At 43.0% G+C, this 23,643-nt stretch carries 22 protein-coding genes; 16 read left to right on the top strand and 6 right to left on the bottom strand.

What is annotated here, in order from left to right:
- Positions 1 to 21: 21 nt before the first annotated feature.
- From nagB to ACSX1H_RS07005, 3 genes are all read left to right on the top strand, one after another.
- Positions 22 to 828 carry a glucosamine-6-phosphate deaminase gene (gene nagB / locus ACSX1H_RS07015; RefSeq protein ID WP_439183130.1) on the top strand — a complete coding sequence of 269 codons (807 nt, stop codon included), beginning with the start codon at positions 22 to 24 and terminating at the stop codon, positions 826 to 828.
- A gap of 169 nt (positions 829 to 997) precedes the next feature.
- Positions 998 to 2,833 carry a glutamine--fructose-6-phosphate transaminase (isomerizing) gene (glmS, locus tag ACSX1H_RS07010; RefSeq protein ID WP_439183129.1) on the top strand — a complete coding sequence of 612 codons (1,836 nt, stop codon included), beginning with the start codon at positions 998 to 1,000 and terminating at the stop codon, positions 2,831 to 2,833.
- Positions 2,834 to 3,015: 182 nt separating this feature from the next.
- Entirely contained in the window at positions 3,016 to 3,513 is a 498-nt protein-coding gene (locus ACSX1H_RS07005) for an arsinothricin resistance N-acetyltransferase ArsN1 family B (protein WP_439183128.1), read from the top strand.
- 68 nt (positions 3,514 to 3,581) lie between these two features.
- Here ACSX1H_RS07005 and ACSX1H_RS07000 read toward each other — a convergent pair whose 3' ends face one another.
- The 6 genes from ACSX1H_RS07000 to ACSX1H_RS06975 all read right to left on the bottom strand — a co-directional run bounded on the left by ACSX1H_RS07000 (position 3,582) and on the right by ACSX1H_RS06975 (position 13,480).
- Complete coding sequence (locus tag ACSX1H_RS07000; protein WP_439183127.1) at positions 3,582 to 6,320, bottom strand: two-component regulator propeller domain-containing protein; 2,739 nt, start codon at positions 6,318 to 6,320, stop codon at positions 3,582 to 3,584.
- A 21-nt stretch (positions 6,321 to 6,341) separates the two neighbouring features.
- A complete protein-coding gene (locus ACSX1H_RS06995) occupies positions 6,342 to 7,847 on the bottom strand; it encodes a M28 family peptidase (RefSeq protein WP_439183126.1) in 1,506 nt (501 codons plus the stop codon).
- An 87-nt stretch (positions 7,848 to 7,934) separates the two neighbouring features.
- Complete coding sequence (locus tag ACSX1H_RS06990; protein WP_439183125.1) at positions 7,935 to 8,681, bottom strand: DUF6599 family protein; 747 nt, start codon at positions 8,679 to 8,681, stop codon at positions 7,935 to 7,937.
- An 11-nt stretch (positions 8,682 to 8,692) separates the two neighbouring features.
- The gene (locus ACSX1H_RS06985; protein WP_439183124.1) at positions 8,693 to 9,856 is read right to left on the bottom strand and encodes a DUF362 domain-containing protein; all 1,164 of its coding nucleotides are present in this window, start codon (positions 9,854 to 9,856) and stop codon (positions 8,693 to 8,695) included.
- 159 nt (positions 9,857 to 10,015) lie between these two features.
- Positions 10,016 to 12,073, bottom strand: coding sequence for a M16 family metallopeptidase (locus ACSX1H_RS06980; RefSeq protein ID WP_439183123.1), 2,058 nt, complete (start codon positions 12,071 to 12,073; stop codon positions 10,016 to 10,018).
- A 75-nt stretch (positions 12,074 to 12,148) separates the two neighbouring features.
- Positions 12,149 to 13,480 (bottom strand): M16 family metallopeptidase, encoded by a 1,332-nt coding sequence (locus ACSX1H_RS06975; protein WP_439183122.1) that lies wholly within the window; start codon positions 13,478 to 13,480, stop codon positions 12,149 to 12,151.
- Between the two features lie 234 nt (positions 13,481 to 13,714).
- Here ACSX1H_RS06975 and ACSX1H_RS06970 point away from each other — a divergent pair, with 234 nt between their 5' ends.
- The 13 genes from ACSX1H_RS06970 (at position 13,715) to ACSX1H_RS06910 (ending at position 23,604) form a co-directional block, all read left to right on the top strand.
- Positions 13,715 to 14,209 carry a DUF6452 family protein gene (locus tag ACSX1H_RS06970; RefSeq protein ID WP_439183121.1) on the top strand — a complete coding sequence of 165 codons (495 nt, stop codon included), beginning with the start codon at positions 13,715 to 13,717 and terminating at the stop codon, positions 14,207 to 14,209.
- Positions 14,184 to 14,876: a DUF6048 family protein gene (locus ACSX1H_RS06965; RefSeq protein WP_439183120.1), complete on the top strand. Its 693-nt coding sequence runs from the start codon at positions 14,184 to 14,186 to the stop codon at positions 14,874 to 14,876. The genes ACSX1H_RS06970 and ACSX1H_RS06965 overlap by 26 nt, the downstream gene beginning before the upstream one ends.
- Positions 14,877 to 14,885: 9 nt before the next feature.
- On the top strand, positions 14,886 to 15,824 hold the full coding sequence (locus ACSX1H_RS06960; protein ID WP_439183119.1) for a glutaminase: 939 nt from the start codon (positions 14,886 to 14,888) through the stop codon (positions 15,822 to 15,824).
- Positions 15,825 to 15,834: 10 nt separating this feature from the next.
- Positions 15,835 to 16,269: a DUF417 family protein gene (locus tag ACSX1H_RS06955; protein WP_439183118.1), complete on the top strand. Its 435-nt coding sequence runs from the start codon at positions 15,835 to 15,837 to the stop codon at positions 16,267 to 16,269.
- A 55-nt stretch (positions 16,270 to 16,324) separates the two neighbouring features.
- The gene (locus tag ACSX1H_RS06950; protein WP_439183117.1) at positions 16,325 to 16,906 is read left to right on the top strand and encodes an LOG family protein; all 582 of its coding nucleotides are present in this window, start codon (positions 16,325 to 16,327) and stop codon (positions 16,904 to 16,906) included.
- Between the two features lie 73 nt (positions 16,907 to 16,979).
- On the top strand, positions 16,980 to 18,017 hold the full coding sequence (locus tag ACSX1H_RS06945; protein ID WP_439183116.1) for a DUF4271 domain-containing protein: 1,038 nt from the start codon (positions 16,980 to 16,982) through the stop codon (positions 18,015 to 18,017).
- A 48-nt stretch (positions 18,018 to 18,065) separates the two neighbouring features.
- The gene (locus ACSX1H_RS06940) at positions 18,066 to 18,815 is read left to right on the top strand and encodes a uroporphyrinogen-III synthase (protein ID WP_439183115.1); all 750 of its coding nucleotides are present in this window, start codon (positions 18,066 to 18,068) and stop codon (positions 18,813 to 18,815) included.
- A gap of 69 nt (positions 18,816 to 18,884) precedes the next feature.
- Positions 18,885 to 19,295, top strand: coding sequence for a ribonuclease P protein component (gene rnpA, locus ACSX1H_RS06935; protein ID WP_439183114.1), 411 nt, complete (start codon positions 18,885 to 18,887; stop codon positions 19,293 to 19,295).
- Positions 19,279 to 19,551, top strand: a complete 273-nt coding sequence (gene yidD, locus ACSX1H_RS06930) for a membrane protein insertion efficiency factor YidD (RefSeq protein WP_439183113.1) — start codon at positions 19,279 to 19,281, stop codon at positions 19,549 to 19,551. Before rnpA ends, yidD begins: the two co-directional genes overlap by 17 nt.
- 214 nt (positions 19,552 to 19,765) lie before the next feature.
- Positions 19,766 to 21,133 carry an NAD-dependent succinate-semialdehyde dehydrogenase gene (locus tag ACSX1H_RS06925; RefSeq protein WP_439183112.1) on the top strand — a complete coding sequence of 456 codons (1,368 nt, stop codon included), beginning with the start codon at positions 19,766 to 19,768 and terminating at the stop codon, positions 21,131 to 21,133.
- 85 nt (positions 21,134 to 21,218) lie between these two features.
- A complete protein-coding gene (locus ACSX1H_RS06920) occupies positions 21,219 to 21,677 on the top strand; it encodes a regulatory protein RecX (protein WP_439183111.1) in 459 nt (152 codons plus the stop codon).
- 14 nt (positions 21,678 to 21,691) lie between these two features.
- Positions 21,692 to 23,089: an LPP20 family lipoprotein gene (locus tag ACSX1H_RS06915; RefSeq protein WP_439183110.1), complete on the top strand. Its 1,398-nt coding sequence runs from the start codon at positions 21,692 to 21,694 to the stop codon at positions 23,087 to 23,089.
- A gap of 122 nt (positions 23,090 to 23,211) precedes the next feature.
- Positions 23,212 to 23,604, top strand: coding sequence for a rhodanese-like domain-containing protein (locus tag ACSX1H_RS06910; protein WP_439183109.1), 393 nt, complete (start codon positions 23,212 to 23,214; stop codon positions 23,602 to 23,604).
- Positions 23,605 to 23,643: the final 39 nt, after the last annotated feature.

Here is a 23,643-nt window from a genome sequence, read left to right as displayed (position 1 = left end):
ATAAACCTTAAATAAATTACTATGCGTTTGATTATTGAGCCGGATTACCAACAGGCATCGGCATGGACAGCAAGTTACATTGCACAACGAATTAACAAACACCAAGGTGACAAACCTTTTGTTCTTGGATTGCCAACGGGCTCGTCTCCACTGGGGACTTACAAAGAACTGATTAGACTGAATAAAGAAGGCAAAGTATCGTTCCAAAACGTGGTAACTTTTAACATGGATGAGTATCAGGAGATTCCTCGTGAGCATCCACAGAGCTATTACACATTTATGTGGAACAACTTTTTTAGCCACATTGACATAAAGCCTGAAAATACCAACTTGTTGGATGGAATGGCTGAAGATGCTGAAGCTGAATGTCAGCGTTATGAGAATAAAATTAAGGAGATGGGTGGTATCGACCTGTTTATGGGCGGTATTGGTCCTGATGGTCACCTGGCATTTAATGAGCCAGCATCATCATTAAGCTCCCGCACAAGGGTTAAAACGTTAACCTATGATACCATTTTAGCGAACTCACGTTTCTTCGATAACGATCCGAACAAAGTGCCTAAAACAGCTCTAACAGTTGGCATAGGAACCGTGTTGGATGCAAAAGAAGTGCTGATCATCGTTAATGGACATAACAAAGCCAGAGCTTTGCAACATGCTGTAGAAGAAGGAATCAATCACATGTGGACAATCAGTGCTTTGCAAATGCATCCTAAAGGAGTTATTGTATGTGATGAGGCAGCCACCTACGAGTTGAAGGTGGGAACCTATAATTACTTCAAAGACATCGAAAAGGAGAATTTAGCACCTGAAAGTTTGTGGAAATAATCAAGACGAACTAACGTCTTTTGCATAACACACATTGTTTGAAGAGGAGTTCCTTTGGGATTCCTCTTTTTTTCACTTTACAGCTGAGCATCTGAAGAATGAATAATTCGCTACTACTTGTGCGATAGTGAATTACAGGCGTGAACAGAATTGTAATAAACAGACTATTATGTGTGGAATTGTAGCATACATTGGAGAGAGAACGGCTTATCCGATTATCGTAAAAGGCTTGCAGCGCCTTGAATACCGGGGATATGACTCGGCAGGCATCGCATTAATTAACAGCGAGGTTAATGTGTATAAATGCAAGGGCAAAGTGAAAGATTTGGAAAACCATACTAAAGGTAAATCCATTGCCGGAACCATAGGAATGGGACATACACGCTGGGCCACTCACGGCGAGCCAAGTAATGCCAATGCCCATCCGCACACTTCGCTGCATGGTAAGTTCATTGTTGTCCATAACGGCATTATTGAGAACTATTCGCATCTTAAAAATGAGCTGATTAGTCGTAGTTACTCCTTTCAAAGTGAAACCGATACTGAGGTTTTAGCTAATCTTATCGAGAACATTTACATCAGCAAGGAAGTAGATGCTGAAATGGCTGTTCGTTTGGCGCTTACCAAAGTAGTGGGCGCTTACGGTCTGGTAATTACCTGTGTTGACGAAAAAGATCGTTTGATTGCAGCGCGTAAAGGCAGTCCTTTGGTTATTGGTGTGGGCGATAAGGAGTATTTTTTGGCTTCCGATGCCACGCCAATTGTGGAATATACTGATCAGGTGGTGTACATGAATGACGGAGAGGTGGCCATTATCAGTAAAGAGAAGCTTACGCTGAAGAACATTCAGAATGACGCACTGAAGCCCAAAATACAAAAGGTAGACCTCACCATTGATGAAATTGACAAGGGAGCGTTTGAGCACTTTATGCTCAAGGAAATATATGAGCAGCCCATCTCTATTGAGGACACCTTCCGGGGACGGATAGCTATGGATCATTCTAAAATATTTTTAGGTGGTATCCTCGATGTGTTGCCCCAGCTCACTAACGCCAGACGAATCATTATTGCAGCGTGCGGAACATCGTGGCATGCCGGCATTGTGGGCGAATATCTGCTGGAAGAGTTTGCCCGTATCCCGGTGGAAGTGGAATATGCCAGTGAGTTCAGGTACCGCAATCCAATCATTAATCAGGATGATGTGATTATCGCCATTTCGCAAAGTGGTGAAACCGCTGATACTTTAGCGGCCATCAAGATGGCCAAGCAACAGGGAGCAACTATCCTCGGAATATGTAACGTCGCCGGTTCTTCAATCCCGAGAGAAACACATGCCGGTGTATATACGCACGCAGGCGTTGAAATTGGTGTAGCTTCCACCAAAGCGTTTACTTCGCAGGTGACAGTGCTCACCATGATGGCTTTGTTGTTGGGTAAAACAAAAGGCCATTTAAATGATGCCGACTATAAGAAGCTGATTGGTGAACTCACGCAAGTGCCCAATAAGATAAGAGCCATTTTGCAGTGCGAGTCAGCTATTAAACAAATTGCTGAAACGTATAAGGAGGCCAGCAATGCCCTGTACCTTGGGCGAGGCTATTTATTTCCGGTTGCCCTCGAAGGCGCTTTAAAATTGAAGGAAATCTCGTACATACACGCCGAGGGTTATCCGGCTGCCGAGATGAAGCATGGTCCCATTGCTCTTATTGATGAGAACATGCCGGTTTTTGTGCTGGCCACCAAGGACAAATCCTACGAAAAAATTGTGAGTAACATACAGGAGGTGAAAGCCCGGAATGGAAAGGTAATCGCCATTGTTACCGAAGGTGATGAGGTGATAAAGAAAATGGCTGATCATGTGATTGAAGTGCCGGACTGTCACGAGGCCATTGCGCCGCTTTTAACCTGTGTACCACTTCAGTTTATTTCCTATCACATTGCCGTGATGCGAGGCTGTAATGTGGATCAACCGCGTAACCTGGCTAAATCGGTTACTGTGGAATAGTGTTGATTACTTCGTTGCCATTCGTTCAGGAATGGCACTCATTGTAATATTTTAAGGTTTATCTCTCAGTAAAAGCCCGTTTGAAACGTCATCCGGGCTTTGCTTTTATGAGTGCTTTGAGTTTAATTTAGCGGATAGTCCTACCTTTGTTGATGTGAACGCTCCATTCAATTGAAAACGCCATGATAAGAACGGTCAAAACCACTGATGCGCCTGCTATAGCAGCTATCTATAATTATTTTGTCACAAGCAGTATAGTGACTTTTGAGCTGGAGCCGGTTTCTGCAGCAGAAATGGCCAGGCGTATTGACACTATTTCTGCAAAGTATCCTTATTTGGTATACGAAGAAGGGGGAGTGGTTTTAGGCTATGCTTATGCGACGCAATGGAAGGCGCGTCAAGCCTACCAGCATTCGGTCGAAAGCTCCGTTTATCTTCATCCTGAAGCAAAAGGAAGGGGAATTGGGTCCTGTTTGTATGCAAAATTGTTGGGTGATCTGAAAGAACGGTCCATTCATGCTGTGATAGGCGGCATTTCGTTGCCCAATGAAGCGAGTATTGCTCTGCACGAAAAATTTGGTTTTGAAAAGATTGGCCAGTTTAAACAGGTGGGACGCAAATTTGATCAATGGATTGATGTGGGCTATTGGGAGTTGTTGTTCGAAAATACTAAGCACTGATCATTAAGTAATAAAAGAGGTTAAGCATGTATTGGCCTAACCTCTCTGTTTTGTACGATTATAAGTGTCTAGTGTTTAATTGTGATGGCTTTAGTTTCAATCATTTCACCAATAGTGATTTTTATTAAATAATTGCCATCTGTTAGATGACTTAAATCAAGTGGTAACCTTACCGTATTGGGCGGGTAATTAAGGTGTTCAATTACACGTCCGGTTAAATCAACCACCTTTAAACTAATTTTCTCCATAGGGGAACTGCTGAATGATAGGTATGCCATGCCGTCCGATGGATTGGGACCGACGGTGCATTTTGGAAAATCGGCATTGGCCGGACGGATAGATGTTGTATAGTTATTAAAATAATTTGATAAGCCTGCATCCTCAAACCCTAACCATATTTTTTGATTGGTTGTGCTTTTTAGCTGGTTATCATTGACGAAAAAGTCGAAGAAGGCAAATCTGACTTTGTTGCTTGGCAGGCCATTGTTTTGGGTGATATGCTCAAATTTTGTGCCGTCAAAGCGGGATAGGCCGAGGTCGTCAGCACTGGAGTATAAAATCCATAAGCCTCCAATTGGGTCAATGGCCAGCCGCTCCACATAATTCGCAATAAGGTCGCCTCTGTAATAGGTTTGCATCTCGTTATTGCTGAATTTTGTTAGTCCCTGATATGTGGCCAGCCAAATATTTCCGTCATGATCTTCGGCAAAATCATTAATGGCATTATCGGCTAATCCATCGCTAGTGGATAAATGGTGGAAGGTGCTGCCATCGAAATAGGAAATGCCATAGTCAAATTCAGGCAATTCTTGGGGATACTCAATCCAGATGTTTCCATTGGAGTCCGCAAATATTAACCTGACTCTATCAGATAGAAGACCATTACCAACGCTATAATTGATCCAGTTATTATTCTCATATTTTGAGAGGCCTCCATTACCGGCTAACCAAATGTTATTATCTGTATCTGCAATGATATCGTATACTTCAGTAATACCTGTCGTGTGAGGTTCATAGCTTGTTGTGTTTCCCAAGCGGTCAATCATATTAACACTGCTTTGATTTGTACTGAACCACAGGTTACCAGCTTTGTCAATCGTGTGCAGATAGTTGTGCTGCCCTTTAAACTCCCAATTGACACCATCGTATTTACATAGGCCATCATGGGTATATATCCAGTAATGGTTATCAAAATCTTTTTGAATGTTGTAAATGAAGTTAGATGGTAAGCCGTCGTAGTTATTATACATTGTGATGTTGCTGTCCTTGAAATCACCATATAGGCACTTGTATAAGCCATAGTTCGTTCCAACCCAAATGTGACCTTTGGAGTCTGGATATATGGCATTTACATAATTGGTTGTTGTGCGTAGGCTCGCTTCTAAGGGGTTTTCGAGGGTATACTGTTGAATCGCATTGTTTCTGATTGTGTATAGCTGTCCATCTGTGCCACCAACATAGGTTGTTGTTGAGTCGGTGTAGAGGCAGTTCGAAGAAATAGCATACTGGTTTTCAACTTTATCATCACTAATTTGAAAGACTTGATTATTATATGCAACCGCCCAGATGCTGTTATTCGGGGCAATCTTAATTTCTGTAATCCAGTCATTAATCCCTAATGGAGCGCCATAATCCGTAAGTCCATCGGTGGTATTGTATAAGAAAATTCCATTGTCTGTAGCTAACCAGATATTTTCTTTGGTATCTACTTCAACATCATAAATCATTGGAAAATCATTGGGCAGAGGAATGGAGAGGTAGTGCTCCCATCCGTTGTCGGTAGAGCGGGTTATATTAATCTGAGTGCGTCCTTCAGGAGTGTAGCCGGTTATGTATAATCGATTATCGGGCGATACACAGCCATTAAAAATGGCCTCTGGGAATTCAGGTATGGTCTCGTGACCAATAAAGGTATAGCTTTCGCCATCATATTTAATCACGGTATAGTGACAGACAAAAAACAGGTCTCCTGCCTTATCCTGCCAGGTGGCGTACATATGGCTATTCCCGTAAGGAGAATTAAACTGATGCCAAGCCGTATCCCCTTCCAGCCGTGTCAATTCGCGGTGTCCTCCAAACCATAGGTTGCCTTGTCGGTCTTCTGAGATATTAACTATAAAGTTACCGGTTAAGCCACTGTTGCCGGTTGTTAGAGTGCTTAAGTTCAGGAGTTCTGATGGACTGTGTATTTTTAAGTACATTTTTGATTCCGTATAGAGTCCTCCACTATCTGATGCTCTAAGAATGATATTACAGCTTCCGGCACCTTTTTCCGTAACAGTAATGGAATCGTTGAGTAATTTGGCCTCGGCAATTTGATTATTGCTTGAATAGACTTGATACTCGAGTTGTTGATCTTCTTCGTCTGCAAACACCTCTGAGTAGCTAACTTTAAATGTGGCAAAGCCTGCTCTGTGAAACTGCTGTTTTAATGGATGAATAACAACCGGCGGGTCATTCACTTCTTCTACAATGACCGTACAATCCGTACTGGCTGTTTGGCCTGAGGGATCGCTGGCCGTAATTTCAATGGTATACTCTCCAATATCTGAGGCAAAAGGGGTTCCAGCAACCAGAGTGTCATTAAAGACTTTTAGCCAACTGGCATTAGATGTAATTTGGTAGCTTAATATGTCACCATCTGCGTCCTCAAAAATTTTTTCAGGATCGATGGGTAATCGAAATAGTTTATCTTCAGGTGCAGTTAGCTCACTGACTAAAGGCTCAACAACTACTGGCGCACTGTTTTGCGAGATGAGTAGCTGACAAACAGCGCTAAAGGTGATTAAAAGGAATAAGTGTTTCATGTTTTGGGGTGATTGTGTTGGTTAATTTTGGGATTTTTCAGGTTTTACTTCTTCATTCAGGTCGATACTGTTGGCATTGGCAAGGGAGTATAGACTTAGATAGATCCACTTGCTCACATCTTCCATAATTTCAGGCACCAATGTTTCTGGTGTGTCGGCGGGGTGGTGGTAATAGAGTTTTTTTACTCTATCTGTGCAATGCACGCTTAAGGCTCTAAAGCCATGCTTAGACAGGGCCATGCCATCGGTTCGTGGTCGACCTTTGTAGCTGCGGTTCAGGTAATTTGTTTTTAGCGGACGGTGGATAAAATGCTCATTGCTGGCTTCGAAATGCTTATAGATATCAGGAAATGAATGGCCTCCACCAAAATATAGACCACTGCCATTGCCAACCATATCGAGGTTAATGTAACAAATGGTTTTGTCCTTACTGAACAAGGGAGCTTTTGCATATTCCAGGGCGCCCAGCAGTCCTTTTTCTTCGGCCCCGATAAAGAAGAAGGCAATGGTTCGTTTAGGAGCTGGCAGATTCGATAAGGCTCTGGCAGCTGCCATGATATCCGCTACGCCGGAGGCATTATCCAGGGCCCCGGGAAACAGTTCGCCCAGTTTGCCCTGGCCATCGAGGTGAGCACCTACCATAATCACTTCCTCTTTAAGCAGTGGGTCAGTGCCGGGAATAATGCCGATAAGGTTGGCGTAGGAGCCATTGGGATGGTACTCGGTATCAGCCGAAATGGTGACCTTATGTTTTAGTTCAATGCTGTGAGGTTTATTTTTTTGCTTAAGTGTTTTCCTGATTTCATCCAGGTTTAAGTTTCGGGCAAAAAAGAATTCTTCGGCCACACTCGCATCAATATGACAGTAGACAATGTTTTTGTGGTATTGTATACCCGGACTTGCAATTTTAGAGATGAACAGGACTCCCTTGGCTCCATGCTGCAGCGCATTGCTCATTTTCTCAGATGAGCCGGCATAAGCTGCCCAATCGTCCCATTCTGAAGCATTGGTAGGTTTTGGATGGCCTGTTTCAACCATCACAATCTTGTTCTTTACATCAAGGCCTTTATAGTCATCGTATTGATAAATGGGAGCTGTAATGCCATAGCCAACATAAACCAGTTCGCCACTTATCTCTCCCGTACCTGAGTTTGAACCGGGATAGTAATGGGCCGGAAATTGGTAGGTTTTATTGATTGTGTTGCCTTTTCTGTCGATTAACTGAGCGGAAAAGCTTCCAAGCGACTTAACGTTGGTATAGTCCAACGGATAATGCTTAAAGTAGCTGCCATTAAAACCCGGCTGAATGCCCCATTCTTTTAAATGAGCAGCCACATATTCTGCCGCTTTTGTATAGCCCGGACTGCCTGCCAAGCGGCCCTCAAATTGTGGTTCTGAAAGGGTTTGGGCATAATCAAAAACTTCTTCGGCAGTGATGGTGTGAAAATATTTCAGGATTTCTTCCTGGCTTTGGGAGAATAGAGGGGCCAGACAAAACCAACTGGCTATGAGCAGATATGTTCTCATTGTAGGATTTTTCTTTAAAGATGATAAAAAGTTACCTAACATAAAAGGCAGCTCCGCAAGCTGCCTTAAGTTTTATTAACAATCATTCTAAAGCTGTTTAAACAGCTGTTTAATAAAATCATCATCGTATCCTTTCAAGGCTATGTAGGCAACACCTTTTTTAACTTTCATCAGGGAGTTTTTAGCAATACTTTTATTTTTCATGTGGTTATCTGCTTTAATTACCAAAACAGATGCTTTAGAAGCCTTCCACTGCAGGATGAAGCAGTCATTAATACCCAGCTGTTGATATACATCGGTCCATTGAGCAGCTCTGTTTTCCATCGCCAGCAAACCATTCATGTACATTATCCTGTCGGGGTGTAACTGCCCAATATGCTTGGGTAGAAGGCTATCATTCTGTATTGAATGATTGTTGATGAAGTTGCGCAAGACTTTATTGGCAGCTGCTTGTGCCGCTTTCTGGCCCGAATTGTTAATGATTGAAAGGTACCAGTTACCGTATGCCGCCTGCAATTGATAGTCAGACGCGCAACTATGCGGCAGCAGCTTGTTTACGTCTGATTGGCATTGATAAGTATTGACCGAAAAGATGCCGAAGGCCATGATGGGCCTTGCCATTTCAAAGCATTCGAACTTGAGCACTTGACCATCAACTTCGAGTTCCTGAACGGTTAATGTTTGAAATTCATATTCCTTATAAAGTTCAGATCCGCCATTCATATACCCATACAAGGCACCTGCATCATAGGTCTGCTCTGAAATTAGTTTTATCTGAGCCTGACAAATAAAGGATGATATAATAAGTACAGTAGTGATTAATAATTGCTTCATGAACAGACGGTTTATATTTCTTCCAGCGTTATTTTTTCCAAATCTGCAACGCCCAGTTGCAAGTCCTCAGCCATTTGCATGACTTTCAGGCGTCTGGGATCGTCTTTTTCCTGTATGCCTTTGGTAATGCGTTTTTTCACGACTATATCGTGACCAATGCGGTCGATGGCTACAGGGTCGGTTCCGGCCATAATGGTATTGTAGTTGCAAATGAATTGTGGATTGGCTCCCGGGCCACCATTGTAGCAGCCTCTTAACCCATCAACGATGTTCAGCACAACCTTATCGCGTATAGGCGGAAAAGCACACACTTCGGCACAGGTGTCGGACCAGAGTTGCTTGTGCAGTCGTCCGGTGTTACTAATAGAGCCATAGGCCAGGTTTTTCAGGCAAAGTGTAACGGTTGGGCCGGCATTTTTTAGGATGGGGACATTAATGATTTTATCAAGCTGTTGAGTACATATTTTTGTGAAGTAGGAGTACTTACCACCGTTCACCATATAGGGAATGGTGTATTCATCGTATTCTCCTTCCACATCGGCATAATAATACCACTCCTTGTCAATCATCTTCTCACCATAAAGCTGGCCGTCTTTATCGTAAAAACCACCTTCGGCATCTTGTTGCTCAGTGCCGCTGATGCTTATGCCTGGATAGTGCTCCTCGGTAAAGCCTGTTTCGTGTAATTGCATTAAGCGGCGATCCCATATCACCAGGTTTTTTCTTGGGATACCGGCGTTCTCAAGTTGCTTAACGATAGACTGTACAACGGCATGGCTGGTTGATAGAAGTTTGCCGGCGACCGGATTGACTTTAAGCCCAATAATATCATTGGCGGAAACAAACTGTTTCCAGGCTTTATTAATATCTGTTTCGCCGGTAAGGCGGAGCATGGCTTTCTCAATCATTTTGTGGGCAACGGCTTCTTGTGGCACATTATCAACAACTGCCGATTCGTCTGTTACCTTTACCACTCTGCCGGGGAACTTGCCGGGTAGTGAGTACTCATTGCGCGGGTATTTTAAAGCGTCGGCTATATTGGTGACTGGTTTGCCAGGTTTTGGTTCTTGTGGCGGAGCAGCTAAGATAGATTGTGGTTGGTTAATTATTGCGCCTGCACCAACGGCTGTAGCAAGCTTAAAAAAGGAGCGGCGGTTAACTTTCGACTGACTCATGGATTTTTGAATTAAAGGGTAATTGTTCTGAAATAAAAGAAGGCAGCCCATTGGCTGCCTTCCTACTAGCAATCTTCAAACTATCAATCTAACTTTGTCCGAAATAATAAATCAGATCTTAAAAACTACGATTGCGTCGATACCTCTTTTGCCAATGATTTAGATATCGAATTTACTTGCGTCTATACCTTCGTTAACTTTGATGGTTTCAAAAGTGATGTCGAATGATTGGGGACCAACGGCCTGGCTCATTTTCTTCGGGAATTTTATACCATTAACTTCGGCATACTCGGTATACGTGCTGGCCATGGTGCCTTGCGGGCTTGTGCTTACTTCTTTAACTTTTAAGCCGGTGTTGCGACTGTAAAAAACAGTTTGCTCTTTGCCAGAGGGACTTATCACTTTTACTTTTACCACATCTTGTCCATCCACATTATCAGCACCCAGCAATTCGAGTTGATAGCCAAGTTCTGCATATTGTGTTTCGGGAAACAGCACTGATTCAGCCTTCATGTTTTCCAGCATTTCACCTTCAATCTTTTGCTCACCCATTGGGCTGACTACTTTTCCTGCTTCGCCATTAAACACCTGCTTTGAAACCAGGTTGCCCTGCATATATGTTTCGACACACTGGTGGTTTGGACGGCGACTGTACATTTTCATATTAAGCGGCATGCCTTGCACACTCATGGTTCCTTCCAGTACATAGTTGTCAACGGCTGCTATGGCATCGGCTCCACCAATAGCCGCAATGTATTTGTTAATTACTTTTTCAGCGGTAAGGTCGGCAGGCAAAGGCATGGCTTTAACCACATTGCCATAGAAGTCATACATCTCTACCTTGCTGTCTTTAGCAAATTTTGCCAGACTGGCTTTCATGTTTGGTACATCGCCAACTGCCAAAATCAGGGCGTTATCAGGGGTTAGATACTTCTGGGCCATGGCCTGTACGTCTTCGGCAGTTACCGCACTCAATTTCTCCAGGTAAGTTTCATAATAATCTTCAGGCAGGTTGTATTTTTCAATATTTAGCGCAAATTGAGCAACGGTTGCCGGATCTTCCAGTGACCTGGAGAACCTTCCGGTTAAAGCATTCTTAACCAGCTGAAGGTCTTTTTCATCAACCAGCTCAGTGCGCAAGCGCTTCATTTCGTAAATGATTTCAGTAAACGCACTATCGGTAACGCTGGTGCGCACATTGGCTCCGGCATTGAATGTCCCCACCAGTTCGTCTGAACTCAATGATGAATAAGCACCATAAGTAAACGCCTTGTCCTCTCTCAGGTTTTGAAACAGACGGGCACTGAATGAACCACCGCCTAAGATACTGTTCATCACCCGCGCTTTGATGGCATCCGCATCGCCAGGTTTCAGGTCAATGTTATACGATAAAGAGATGGTGGATTGAGTGGAGCCATCCTTATTGGCTACAACCACTTTAGGCACATCAAAGCCTTTAGGATATTCGTATTTGTGCGCTGGGACTTCCTTGGCTTCCCATTGTGCAAAATGAGTTTTGGCTTGCTTTTTAGCCTCCTTTAAAGAGATGTCGCCAACAATAACAAGGTAGGCTACATTCGGACGAAAATAGGTTTCGTAATAGGCTTTTAAATCATCAACAGTAATGGCTTTCACCGACTCTTCGGTGAGTATTTCGCCATAAGGATGGTTTTTACCATGGCGCAGCACATTTTTGATGTTGGAGGCAATGGATTGTGGGTCGTCTTTTTGTGACTTTAGAGCTGTTAATAATTGTTTTTGGGCTTTTTCAAGTTCTTGGTTAGGAAAAGAAGGATTGTATAAAACGTCGGTCATTAAGTTCAAGAGCTCGCCGGAGTGCTTTTTCAATGAAGAGGCATACATTCCTTTAGAGCTGGTTTTTAAGGTGGCACCAATAAAGTCCACCGCTTCATCAATTTGGGCTTTAGTGCGCTCACTGGTACCCGAGCTCATTAAATCGCCGGCAATACTTGAGTAGCCAGCTTTTTCACCTTCCACAAGAGGGTCAATATCCAACGATAGGGTATACGAAACGACTGGTACTTTATCGTTTTCAACCACAAATACTTTAAGGCCGTTTTTCAGCTCAAAGGTTTGCGCCTTGCCAATGTTCACTTTGGGGGCCGGTCCTGGTTTTGGAGGTGTACTTCTGTCTAGCTGGGCAGTTATATTAAAAGTAACTAGTAGTGCTAGTATAAATAAAACTGATTTTTTCATTCTATTGTGTGTTTTTGTCCATTCGGGGCGAATGGGATATTCTTGTATCATCAGTAAATCGATCTATGGATGGGGTTAATTTTGTTGCGCTTTTGGCAAATAGTACAATACAACCCGGTTATCTTCCACAAAGTATTTGTTGGCTACTCGTTTAATATCTTCACGGGTAACAGCCATATACTTGTCCAATTCGGTATTGATTAAATCGGTGTTTCCAAAGTACACATAGTTTGTTGCCAGGTTTTCTGCTCTGCTTGCCAGCTTAACGTTGGATTTAACAAATGAATTCTCGAACTGATTGCGTAATTTCTGAAACTCTCTTTCTGAGATGAGCTCATTACGCACTTTGGCTACTTCAGAGTCAATGGCGGCTTCCAAATCGGCACAGTCAATGCCCATGTTCGGCAGAGCAAAAGCTAATGCCACGCTTGGATCTTGAAATGGCAGGGCAAAGGATCCGACCTCCAGTGCTTTTTGCTGCTCGTCAACCAACGATTTGTATAAACGAGAGCTTTGTCCACCCGACATAAGGGTTGAAAGCATATCCAGCGCGTAGTAATCCTCTGTTCCCATGGCTGGTGTGCGGTAGGCCTGCACAATTAGTGGTAGCTGCACATTGTCAAAAATAGTGTCGCGCACCTCCTGGCCTAAGGCTGGTTCTACCACGTCAGGTCGGTAAATGTCATCTTTCCCTTTGGGGATTTCTGAAAAATACTTTTTAACCAGTTCTTTTGTTGTTTCTATTTCAATGTCGCCGGCAATTACTAAAGCCGCATTGTTAGGCACATAAAACTCCTTGTAAAACTGCTGAAATTCTTCATCTTTTGCGGCGCGGATATGATCGGGATCGCCAATAACCGTCCAGCGGTAGGGGTGCTCTTTAAAAGCTCTTTTCATTGTTTCCTGGAACAGTGTGCCATACGGACGGCTATCTACAGTTTGCTTCTTTTCTTCGATAACCACCTTCTTTTGTGTTCGGATACCAATGGAGTCAACCTTGGCGTGTAGCATTCTTTCCGACTCAAGCCATAAACCTAATTCCAGTTGGTTCGAAGGAAGGATTTCGTAATAATAGGTGCGATCATTGGAGGTGTTCGCATTGAGCGTGCCCCCTGCTTGCTCCACAAAATTTGAGTATTCGCCTCTGGGGATGTTTTGTGTTCCCTCAAACATCAGGTGTTCAAAAAAGTGGGCAAACCCAGTTCGCTCAGGATTTTCATTTTTTGAACCTACATGGTACATGACCGAAACTGTCACGATTGGCGTTGACTTGTCCTCGTGCAAGATAACGTGCAGGCCGTTATCTAAATCATATTCTACAAAGCTAATTTTATTCGATTGGGCACTAACGACACCCAAGCTGGCTAAAATGAGCGAAAAAGCCAGTAGTAAAAAACGGTTCTTCATAACAAAACTTCTAGTTTAAGTTAATGTACGCCTGTGTACAATTAATACGCCTAACTTATTAAGTAATAGAAAGCCAGATGAATAAGGTATTTTATTATATTTAGTAAATGTACACAAGCGAACACCTGGGCGTTCGATAGCGTACACGTCGGATATTGATTAAAAAGGCGTTTTTTTCTGGATAGCTCTTTCATTGTTCTTTGGACATGTTATTTTTGTAACAAAGCTTAACGGATGAAAAAACAACCTTTTGGCCAAATTATAATGGCTGCAATAATTCTGTTATTTGCTGCTTGCGACGAGTCAAGTCTTTGCCTTTCAGGACAGAGTGCTATTCAGGCTGGTTTGTATGCCGCTGCAAACGGAGAGGCAAAAGATACGACACTGAATGGTGTTTACTTATGGGGCTATGATGAAATGGGCAACAACAAGGACCCGTTAATTGATAGTGTGACAGTAAGTAAAATGTATATGCCTGTTAACCTGGAGAGAGACACAACCACATTTATTTTGAGAGAGCGCACTGCGGCGAGTGATTTAAATGATACCTTGATGTTAATTTACAATCGGGAGCTTAATTATGTTTCGGGCGATTGTGGGTTTACCTATAACCTTACCTTGGATACTGTGATTTATTCAATTAACCTTATCGATTCGGTGGTCATCAACTACCCTTCGGTGTTGTACAACGAAAATCTGGAAAATGTTAAAATATTTATTGAGCCTTAATCTACTGATGCTCTGCCTTGGGGTAGTCGCACAGAGTGAAAATAAGGAGTTGACTAAAGCCGAAAAAAAGCAGTTAAACAAAGGAAATCCAGGTTTGGCCGTGGGCATTGATTTGGCGCCCTTTATTATGCATGCTTTTGCAAACGAGCGCTTGGGTGCGGAAGCTAATGTGCGTTATACCTTAAACCGCAAGTGGCAGCTGGCGGCCGAAGTAGGTTATGAGAACGTTGAGCTGGATACGGACCAAATGAGCTATTCCTCTGACGGGAGTTTCATAAGGGCCGGTATTGACTATAATTTGTTCAAGGTTGAAGAAATTGGGAATAACGATAATGTTCTGATAGGTTTCCGTTATGGCGTGGCTGTGCAGGAACATAGCTGTCCGCGTTACACCATAAAAGAAGAATACTGGGGCGATGTTTCAAACTCAATTGGAGCCTCTACAGTTGCTTCGCATTGGGGAGAGTTTGTATTTGGCTTGCGCTCAGAGGTGCTTAAAAACTTCTACATGGGGTGGAGCGTGCGGTTCAAAACCATTGTTAATGTTGGCAAAGATAATGAGCTGGAGCCATATTCCATTCCGGGTTTCGGCCGCAGGGATCGGTCGACCAACATGGGATTCACCTACACTCTTGAATACCACCTTCCGTTTCGGAAGAATAAATAATATTGCTTGATGAGCACAACCACAGCCTTGAATACCGACTGGCAGCGAGTTATTGAAGAAATAGCTGAGGAGGTGAAGCCTTTGTTAGCCACAGGCGCTGTTGCCGACTATATTCCGGAGTTAAGAAATGTTGATAAAGATAACTTTGGCATGTTTGTTTCCTTGCTCGATGGGCGAGAGTATTATTGCGGACAGGCGCAGACGAAATTCTCTGTTCAGAGTATTTCTAAGGTGTTTACCTTAACCAAGGCCTTTTCAATGCTTAAGGACGGCTTGTGGGAACGGGTAGGTAAAGAACCCTCGGGCAATCCGTTTAACTCACTAATTCAGTTGGAACATGAAAATGGGAAGCCACGTAACCCGTTTATCAACGCGGGGGCGATTGTAGTAGCCGATTGTGTGGTAAGCCATACCCAGGATTCGTTAAACGACATGATTGACTACATCAGAGGGTTGGCAGCAAATAAGGCCATACACATTGATCATGCAATGTTTCGCTCAGAAAAAGCATTTGGTCACAGAAATGCAGCTCTGGCGCATTTTATGAAAAGCTACGGCAATATCGAATCCGATGTGGATGAGGTATTGGATTTTTATTTTGGTCACTGCTCGCTTTCAATGAGCTGTGAAGATGTTTCCCGGGCGTTTCTTTTTCTGGCTAATCATGGCGTACATCCACTCACTAATAAACGGTATTTAACCGCCAGCCAGGCCAAGCGGCTCAACGCTTTACTGCTGACATGTGGTACTTACGATGCTGCGGGAGATTTTGCATTTCGAGTGGGGATGCCAGGAAAAAGTGGCGTTGGTGGAGGCATTGCCGCAATTATTCCGGGTTTACTCTCGGTATGTGTGTGGAGTCCGGGCCTTGATAAGTACGGTAATTCACTGGCAGGCGTAAAAGCGCTCGAATTATTCACAACCAAAACGGGTATCTCAATTTTTTAATCCTTAATTAATGATTGCAAAAACATTTAAAGCACTCGCTCAGTTTATTTTTAGATACGGATTGGCAGTAGTTTTTATTTGGTTAGGACTGATGAAACTCAAGAATAGCGAAGCAAACTACCTTCGGGACGTTTTATCTAACTCATCTCTATTTAGCTGGATGCTCAAGTACATCACCGCTTATGCATTTACGCAGGTGGTGGCCTATCTGCAAATACTGATTGGTGTTATGCTGGCGCTTAAACCAGTTGCCCGAAAGCTCTCTTTGGTGGGCGGTGTTTTGGCCACTGTGATTTTATTTCTCAGTGTAACCATGCTGTTCACATCCGGATATGTTTGGTTGGCTCCTTATGGTTTCCCCGAACTATCTAAACTCGGCCAAAGCATCTTAAAGGATGTTGTTCTGTTAGGAGCGGCGATGTGGTGTGTTGGAGATTCGGCATAATATATGTAAGGTGCTTTGAATAAATTAGGTAATACGACTAAAATATTTTTTTCAGATGAAGAATGTAACTGTTTTTTGTGCCTCTAGTCCAAAGGTTAAGCCCGAATACCTGGAAGAAGCAGCCAAGCTGGCTGAAGAATTGGTAAAGGCAGATTATCGAATCGTGTATGGAGGAGGAGAAGTTGGTTTAATGGGGGTTTTGGCTACTCGGGCATTGGAGCTGCAAGGACAAGTCAGGGGTATTATTCCTCATTTCATGGTGGAAGTAGAGTGGGAGCACAAAGGCGTAACAGATATGATTCATGTGAATGATATGGCTGAGCGGAAAAAACTACTGGTGAAGGATAGTCATGCAATCGTTGTGCTGGCTGGAGGAATAGGCACGCTTGAAGAGCTGTTTGAAGTGCTATCGTTAAAAAAACTGGGACAAATAGTACAGCCTATTATTATTGTGAATACGGCAGGATTTTTCGATCCATTGCTTCAAATGCTGGATAAATTAGTGGACGAGCAGTTCATGCGTGCCGAGCACAAGCAATTATGGCATGTGGTGGCTTCCGCTTCAGAAGTGTGCGGGGCTTTGGAGCAACTGCCCCGATGGAGTGCGAATGCCATTGAATTTGCAGCAGTTAAATAAGCAGAAGGAAAGATAGAAGCTAATTCAACAGTAATTTTAATTACTTTTGTGAAAATTGCTTTTAAAGGGGAAGATGACAGAAATACAACAGCAGATACAAGGTTCCGAAAATCAGCAGCTTGAACGTGTTGATAGTCTGGCAACGAGTAAAAATCTGCGTACCCCAATCCAGCAAGCGGTTACAAAAGAACCAAAATACCTTCAGGTTCAGCGTGCAGTTACCCCCAAAAAAGTTAAATACAAAACCTGGTCTGCAGAAGATTCGGTTTACTTTAACCTTATCGCTTCCGAGGATGCGTCGATGCTGTACACGGGTAGCGTTTCTGCCACAGAAGGGCCAATATCCGATGAGGTAGATAAAGAAAAAACGGAATTGGCAGACACGGTCGTAAATGCACCTGTTAGTCTTATCGATTCCCTGAAGACAATAGCCACACCACCTGTTATTCAACGGAAGAGTACCCCTTTTGAAGATTCAAAAGACTGGCTGGCGGGATTTATTCTTTTGGCTTTAGTGGTTGCAGGTTTTATTAAGCTGTCGGCCGGTAGGTATCTGAATGATTTATTCTCATCTATTCGTTACCAGCAATCAGCCACCAAGCTTTTTTCAAGCAGAAATTTACAGAACCAGAAACCATCGTGGGCTTTAACTGGTTTGTTTTTTCTTTCCACCTCGATGCTGGTTTTTGAGTTTACCCATATAGGCGGTAAAACTCCCGAACGGCTAAGTCCATTTTCTTTCTTTGTACTGGTCAATGCCGGTGTTATTGGCTATTTTTTCATCAAAAATTTACTCTATCGTTTTGTGGCAGCCGTGTTCGATGCACAACAATCCACACGAGAGTATCTTTTTAATGCAAATATGCTGAGTAAAGTCTTTGGAATTGCTTGTTTGCCTATTGTTTGCGTGGTGCCTTTTGTCGATATCACTACAGCCACCTTGCTTCTGAAGGCGGGACTGGGGCTGTTTATAATTATGTATATTATCCAATTACTTCGAGGGGCAAAAATAATTTTACGTAGCCCGCTTTCAATATTTTATATGTTTTTGTACTTTTGTGCCCTAGAAATTTTACCCTTGTCAGTACTTATTAAGGTAATGATATACTAGGGAATAGTAAATGAGGTAAAGGTTTAGTTGAATTTAAATTGTAGCACATTGAAGATTAAAAGAATACTGGTTTCACAACCCAAACCCTCAACACCCAAATCTCCCTACTTTGATTTGGCTGAAAAAAGCAATCTGAAAATCGATTTCAGACCTTTTATTCAGGTAGAAGCGGTTTCTGCAAAAGATTTTAGGCAGCAAAAAGTTAATTTGCTCGATTACACAGCAGTCATCTTTACAAGTCGTACTGCTATCGACCATTATTTCCGCATTGCTGAAGAAATGCGAATTACCGTGCCTGATACGATGAAGTACTTCTGTATTTCAGAAGCAACAGCTTTTTACTTACAAAAGTATATCGTGTATAGAAAGCGAAAGATTTTTCATTCAACCGGGAAGTTTGCCGACTTGGCCGATGTAGTGAAGAAGCATAAAGACGAGAGTTTTCTGGTGCCGCTTTCTGACATTCATAAGCAGGAGATTCCTACGCTGTTGAATAAAGCAAAAGTAAAGTACGCCAAGGCTATTCTGTACCGCACAGTGAGTAGCGACCTGAGCGATTTGAAAGATGTAAACTACGATGTGTTGGTTTTCTTCAGTCCGTCAGGAATTGCCTCATTAATGCAGAATTTCCCTGATTTTGTGCAAAACGATACCAAAATAGCTTCGTTTGGACCGGCTACAGCTAAAGCCGTGAAAGATGCCGGCTTGCGTTTGGATATTCAAGCACCCATGCCTCAGGCTCCTTCAATGACCATGGCTTTGGAACAGTACATAAAGAAATATAATAAAGGAAAATAAGACATTCAGCCCTGAGGCTGATGAATCCTCTTTGTCTTTGGCAAAGAGGATTGTTTTTATCTGATACTAATGGAACAGAAGCGATTTACCTTTGGAAAAAACGAACGTTTGTGCAGTCGTACCGTCGTTGAAGAGTTATTTACAAAGGGTAAATCTTTCGTCAAATACCCCTTCAGGGTCACTTATCTGCCATTGGAGAGCTCCTCTGTAACCGTTCCCCTTCAAATATTGATTAGCGTTTCGAAAAAGCGTTTTAAAAGGGCTTATAAGCGAAACCGGCTCAAACGACTAACCCGCGAAGCTTATCGCCTGAATAAAGAAGAGCTCTATTCGCAGTTGAGTGAGCAGAGCAAAAATTTTGCCGTTGCCTTTATTTACTTGCCAAGTGAAATGTTAGACTATAAATTGGTTGAAAAAGGCATGAAGAAAGCACTCAGGAAACTATCTGATGAGCTATTGGGAGATGAAAAGGTCGACTAATCATATTCCGTTTTATAAGCGAGTGCTGCTGTTGTTGCAGCAAGGCTTGGTTGCCCTGTTACTTATTCCGGTAAAACTCTATCAATGGATTATTTCTCCGGTGCTTGGGGCTTCCTGTCGCTACACACCAACGTGCTCACAATATACCATTGAGGCACTGAAAAAGCACGGCCCATTTAAAGGTTTGTTCCTATCCATCAAGCGGATTTTAAGTTGCCATCCCTGGGGAGGACATGGCCACGATCCTGTGCCTTAAAGATGATACCCCTGAACGACTCATCCCAACAGTAATTTAGCAGACTTCCGTTTTTAGGTGTTGGTTCCGCCCAACTAATTATCAGATCAATAAATTGTTATGAGTTGGCTGGATGCTAGCAGTATAATGCCTGTTAAGGGAATTTCCTTCTTAAAACTTTCCTGAATCGTTTTTTTCAATGTATTTTTAAGCTGCTTACCTAAAATAAAAAAGCATGTATTTAAAAAGCATAAATCCGGCTAACGGTGAAGTAATCAGACAATATGAAGAGTATAATTCTGATGAGATTGATAGTATTATCGAGGCCAATTTAATTGCTTACGCTAGCTGGCGAAAGGCAACGGTTGATAAACGAAGTAGCTTATTGTTTGAGGCGGCTAAGGTATTAAGAGAGAAGCTCGAAGGGCTGGCTTTTAATATCACGGTGGAGATGGGTAAAAACATTACAGAAGCTCGTGCTGAGGTCGAAAAATGTGCCAAAGTTTGTGAGTATTACGCTCAGAATGGCGCTAGTTTTCTAAAGAGCGAAACCATTGATACCGAAGCGCAATACTCCTATGCAGCTATGCAGCCAATTGGACCCGTGCTGGCGATTATGCCATGGAACTTTCCATTATGGCAGGTGTTTAGGTTTGCAGCTCCGGTTTTAATGGCGGGTAATGTGTGCTTGTTAAAACATGCATCCAATGTGCCTGCCTGTGCTTTGGCTATTGAACATGTATTTGAAGAGGCTGGCTTTCCAAGGGATGTTTTCCGAACACTTTTGATAAGAAGTAGCCGTGTAGAAAAGATAATCAGCGATAGGCGTGTAAAAGCAGTCACCCTCACCGGTAGCACTCCTGCCGGGAAAGCTGTGGCATCAACTGCCGGGCTGTATCTCAAAAAGTGTGTGCTGGAACTGGGTGGCAGCGATCCATACCTGATTCTTAAAGATGCAGATATAGATGCAGCTGTGGAGGCTTGTGTAGCCGGGCGTATTTTAAACGCCGGACAAAGCTGCATTGGTGCCAAGCGCTTTATTGTAGAGGATGAGGTTTACGATGTTTTTGCTACAAAGTTTACCGATAAAATGCGGGCCATTACTCTGGGTGATCCGTTTGATGAAACGAAGGATATGGGGCCCTTAGCCAAATCCAGCTTTAGGGAAGACCTGCATCGTCAGGTGGAGAATAGTATTAACAAGGGCGCCAAGCTGCTTACTGGCGGGTACATTCCCAATAGGGACGGGGCCTATTATCCCGCTACTGTATTAGGGGATGTTCAGCCTGGGATGGTGGCTTATCACGAGGAGCTTTTTGGACCCGTGGCGGCCTTGATCCGGGCAAAAGATGAGGCAGATGCCGTTCGCATAGCCAACGATACCGTATTTGGACTGGGAGCGGCTGTTTTTACCAGCGATATTGAGAAGGGGAGACGAATAGCAGAAGAAGACCTAGAGGCCGGTTGTTGCTTTGTTAATGATTTTGTACGCTCCGATCCGCGATTGCCGTTTGGAGGAGTAAAAGAAAGTGGCTACGGGCGCGAGTTATCGCATTATGGCATGAAAGAATTCATGAATATCAAAGGTATTTACATCAAATAAAAACACGTGGTTGGAGGGGCTAATCAGCTGAACAAATTTGCCGGTAATATAGCATTGTATCGCTATTGGGATTAAACAATTCATTATGGACTATCGTCAAGCCTTAAATAAGGCGGCTGCTCTGTGTTCGCGAAAAGAATATTGTACATCAGAGATAAGAAAAAAACTGATAAATTGGGAGTTAAATGAAGAAGAGGTGGCGGCCGCACTTGATAGCCTGATTAAAGAAAAATTTATTGATGACAGTCGCTATGCTGCCTATTATGTGAAAGATAAATTTTTATTTAACGGCTGGGGACGCATTAAAATTCGATTTCAGTTGAGGGCTAAAAGCATTGGTTCAGATCTGATTGAGGAGGCCTTGGAGCAAATCGATGTAACTGATTACCATGAAAAACTGGCAGAATTATTGCATACCAAACTACGGCAGATTAAGAACAAGGATGCCTGGCAAACCAAAGCTGCACTGGCACGTTTTGCGCAGTCCAGAGGCTTTGAGCCTGACCTGGTATTTCGTTCAATCGACCAGATTTTAAATAGTTAACCTGATACAAAAATATGATGAAGAAATACTCAAACTTAACGCTAATTGCCCTTTTGGCGTTTTTATTGCTGCCCGTCAGCACTGAGGCCAAAAAGAAACCGGCGTGGGTTAAACAGCGTCCCAACGACCCGGCCTACTTCATAGGCATTGCTACTGTTCCCAAAATAGGAAGTGCAGTAGATTACAGGCAAGCTGCCCGGGGAGCGGCACTTAAGCAGATGAGCAGTGAAATTAAGGTGAATATTTCATCCAACTCGGTTCTGCACAAAATTGAAACCGATTACGAGTACAAAGAGGAATATGAATCAAAGGTGCATGCTTCGGTTGAGCAAACACTCGAAGGCTATGAGGTACTGACCTGGGAAAACAGAAAAGAATACTGGGTAATGACGCGCCTCTCCAAGCAGAAATATGAGCGCGCCCGGCAAATGAAACTGGATAAAGCTAAAATGATTGCCGGGGCCTATTTAACAGATGCCCGAAAAGCGATTGATGAGTACGATGCCTATTCGGCACTCAATTACCTGGCTAAAGGAGTGATTGCTATCAAAAATCATCTGGAAGAAGACTTGACCTATAAAACGGTTGATGGGACTTTTAATGTAGGTACTGAGTTGTTTAGTACCATTCAGGATGTTCTTCGTCGAATTCAGTTAATGCCTGTTCATTCGAATTACCAGATTCAATTTTCGAAAAAGTTAGAAGTGCCAATTACCATCAGTGCACTTTTTGAAGGCCGATCTGGAGAGAAAAGACCACTGGTTGGTTTCCCTGTTAAATATGCCTTTACCAAAGGAGAAGGTATTCTTGCCTCGCAAAGTAAAACCGATTACGACGGGCACGCCTCGGTATCGGTTACACGCTTAATTTCTAAACGGAAAATGCAGGAAATAACCGCGGGTTTTGATTTTTCACATGTTGCCGAGGCCGAAATGAATGAGGAGGAGAAGCGACTTTTAAAAGTTTTTTTCCCCGAGCAACAAATGCCTTCAACCACTATTGCTCTCGAAGTGCTGAAATCCAAAGCCTACCTGGTTAGTGAAGAACGAGTGTTTGGCGATTTAGATGATAAAGGTGCTTTTACAGCGATGCTAAAAACCGAACTGAATGAAAACTTCTTCACTTTTACCACCAATATGGCTGAAGCGGATTTTGTTGTAACAATCAACTCTAGCTTTGTAGCGGGTGATGAACGCAAAGGGCAGGGCTACTCCGTTTTTACTGTTTTTGCCGACTTCACCATTTCTATAAAAGATGTAAATCAACGTACAGAAGTTTTTGCCGATAATCTAAATGGGATTAGAGGCATGCGGCCGGGTAACTATGAATATGCCCTAAAGGATGTGAGAACGAAATTGATTAATGAATTCAGGCAACAGATTGAGCCGCGGCTGGAGCAGGTAGATATGTAGATTTTATCTGATTAACAGTTGCTTGGCCTGAAAATGATATAGCCCGGGGCGCACTGCGCTTCGGGTTTCTTGTAACCAAGCATTTTGTGTGGCGTATGATTTAGCTGTAAACACCATAAAATATGAAACATTTTTCCATACTACTATTGTTGTTATGTGCCTGTATACTACCTGTTGGAGCCCAAAACTCTAAGCGGGTGAATGCAAAGCTGTTTTACTCATTGACGCAAAAGCATCCACGGGCGCTAATTGTGGATGTCAGACCTGCAAAAAAATTCAATAGCTACCGCATTAAGAATGCCATGCCGGCGCCCGAAAAACGCGATTTGATTGAACTATGCAAAGCTGTGTCAAAGAGCGATACTATTTTTGTGTATTGTGAGAAGGATTTGCGCACCGGGCCGGCCGCTGAGGTTTTGGATAGCTTGGGCTATATCAACATTATCCAGTTAAAGGGCGGGTTGATTAGCTGGCGGCGTAACGGATTGCCAGTTGAAAATCTAAAACAGAAATAGCATCTGCTGCCAGATGAAATAAAAAAACCTGCCATTAGC

Source organism: Carboxylicivirga taeanensis (assembly GCF_051851475.1).
Classification (GTDB): domain Bacteria; phylum Bacteroidota; class Bacteroidia; order Bacteroidales; family Marinilabiliaceae; genus Carboxylicivirga; species Carboxylicivirga taeanensis.
Note: the sequence above shows the minus strand (reverse complement) of the source record. Positions and strands in the feature narration are given on the sequence as shown.

What these genes read in the sequence shown, in the direction of transcription:
- nagB (WP_439183130.1), top strand. Translation starts at nt 22, where the DNA reads ATGCGTTTGATTATTGAGCCGGATTACCAACAGGCATCGGCATGGACA.
- glmS (WP_439183129.1), top strand. Translation starts at nt 998, where the DNA reads ATGTGTGGAATTGTAGCATACATTGGAGAGAGAACGGCTTATCCGATT.
- ACSX1H_RS07005 (WP_439183128.1), top strand. Translation starts at nt 3,016, where the DNA reads ATGATAAGAACGGTCAAAACCACTGATGCGCCTGCTATAGCAGCTATC.
- ACSX1H_RS07000 (WP_439183127.1), bottom strand. Translation starts at nt 6,320, where the DNA reads ATGAAACACTTATTCCTTTTAATCACCTTTAGCGCTGTTTGTCAGCTA.
- ACSX1H_RS06995 (WP_439183126.1), bottom strand. Translation starts at nt 7,847, where the DNA reads ATGAGAACATATCTGCTCATAGCCAGTTGGTTTTGTCTGGCCCCTCTA.
- ACSX1H_RS06990 (WP_439183125.1), bottom strand. Translation starts at nt 8,681, where the DNA reads ATGAAGCAATTATTAATCACTACTGTACTTATTATATCATCCTTTATT.
- ACSX1H_RS06985 (WP_439183124.1), bottom strand. Translation starts at nt 9,856, where the DNA reads ATGAGTCAGTCGAAAGTTAACCGCCGCTCCTTTTTTAAGCTTGCTACA.
- ACSX1H_RS06980 (WP_439183123.1), bottom strand. Translation starts at nt 12,073, where the DNA reads ATGAAAAAATCAGTTTTATTTATACTAGCACTACTAGTTACTTTTAAT.
- ACSX1H_RS06975 (WP_439183122.1), bottom strand. Translation starts at nt 13,480, where the DNA reads ATGAAGAACCGTTTTTTACTACTGGCTTTTTCGCTCATTTTAGCCAGC.
- ACSX1H_RS06970 (WP_439183121.1), top strand. Translation starts at nt 13,715, where the DNA reads ATGAAAAAACAACCTTTTGGCCAAATTATAATGGCTGCAATAATTCTG.
- ACSX1H_RS06965 (WP_439183120.1), top strand. Translation starts at nt 14,184, where the DNA reads ATGTTAAAATATTTATTGAGCCTTAATCTACTGATGCTCTGCCTTGGG.
- ACSX1H_RS06960 (WP_439183119.1), top strand. Translation starts at nt 14,886, where the DNA reads ATGAGCACAACCACAGCCTTGAATACCGACTGGCAGCGAGTTATTGAA.
- ACSX1H_RS06955 (WP_439183118.1), top strand. Translation starts at nt 15,835, where the DNA reads ATGATTGCAAAAACATTTAAAGCACTCGCTCAGTTTATTTTTAGATAC.
- ACSX1H_RS06950 (WP_439183117.1), top strand. Translation starts at nt 16,325, where the DNA reads ATGAAGAATGTAACTGTTTTTTGTGCCTCTAGTCCAAAGGTTAAGCCC.
- ACSX1H_RS06945 (WP_439183116.1), top strand. Translation starts at nt 16,980, where the DNA reads ATGACAGAAATACAACAGCAGATACAAGGTTCCGAAAATCAGCAGCTT.
- rnpA (WP_439183114.1), top strand. Translation starts at nt 18,885, where the DNA reads ATGGAACAGAAGCGATTTACCTTTGGAAAAAACGAACGTTTGTGCAGT.
- yidD (WP_439183113.1), top strand. Translation starts at nt 19,279, where the DNA reads ATGAAAAGGTCGACTAATCATATTCCGTTTTATAAGCGAGTGCTGCTG.
- ACSX1H_RS06925 (WP_439183112.1), top strand. Translation starts at nt 19,766, where the DNA reads ATGTATTTAAAAAGCATAAATCCGGCTAACGGTGAAGTAATCAGACAA.
- ACSX1H_RS06920 (WP_439183111.1), top strand. Translation starts at nt 21,219, where the DNA reads ATGGACTATCGTCAAGCCTTAAATAAGGCGGCTGCTCTGTGTTCGCGA.
- ACSX1H_RS06915 (WP_439183110.1), top strand. Translation starts at nt 21,692, where the DNA reads ATGATGAAGAAATACTCAAACTTAACGCTAATTGCCCTTTTGGCGTTT.
- ACSX1H_RS06910 (WP_439183109.1), top strand. Translation starts at nt 23,212, where the DNA reads ATGAAACATTTTTCCATACTACTATTGTTGTTATGTGCCTGTATACTA.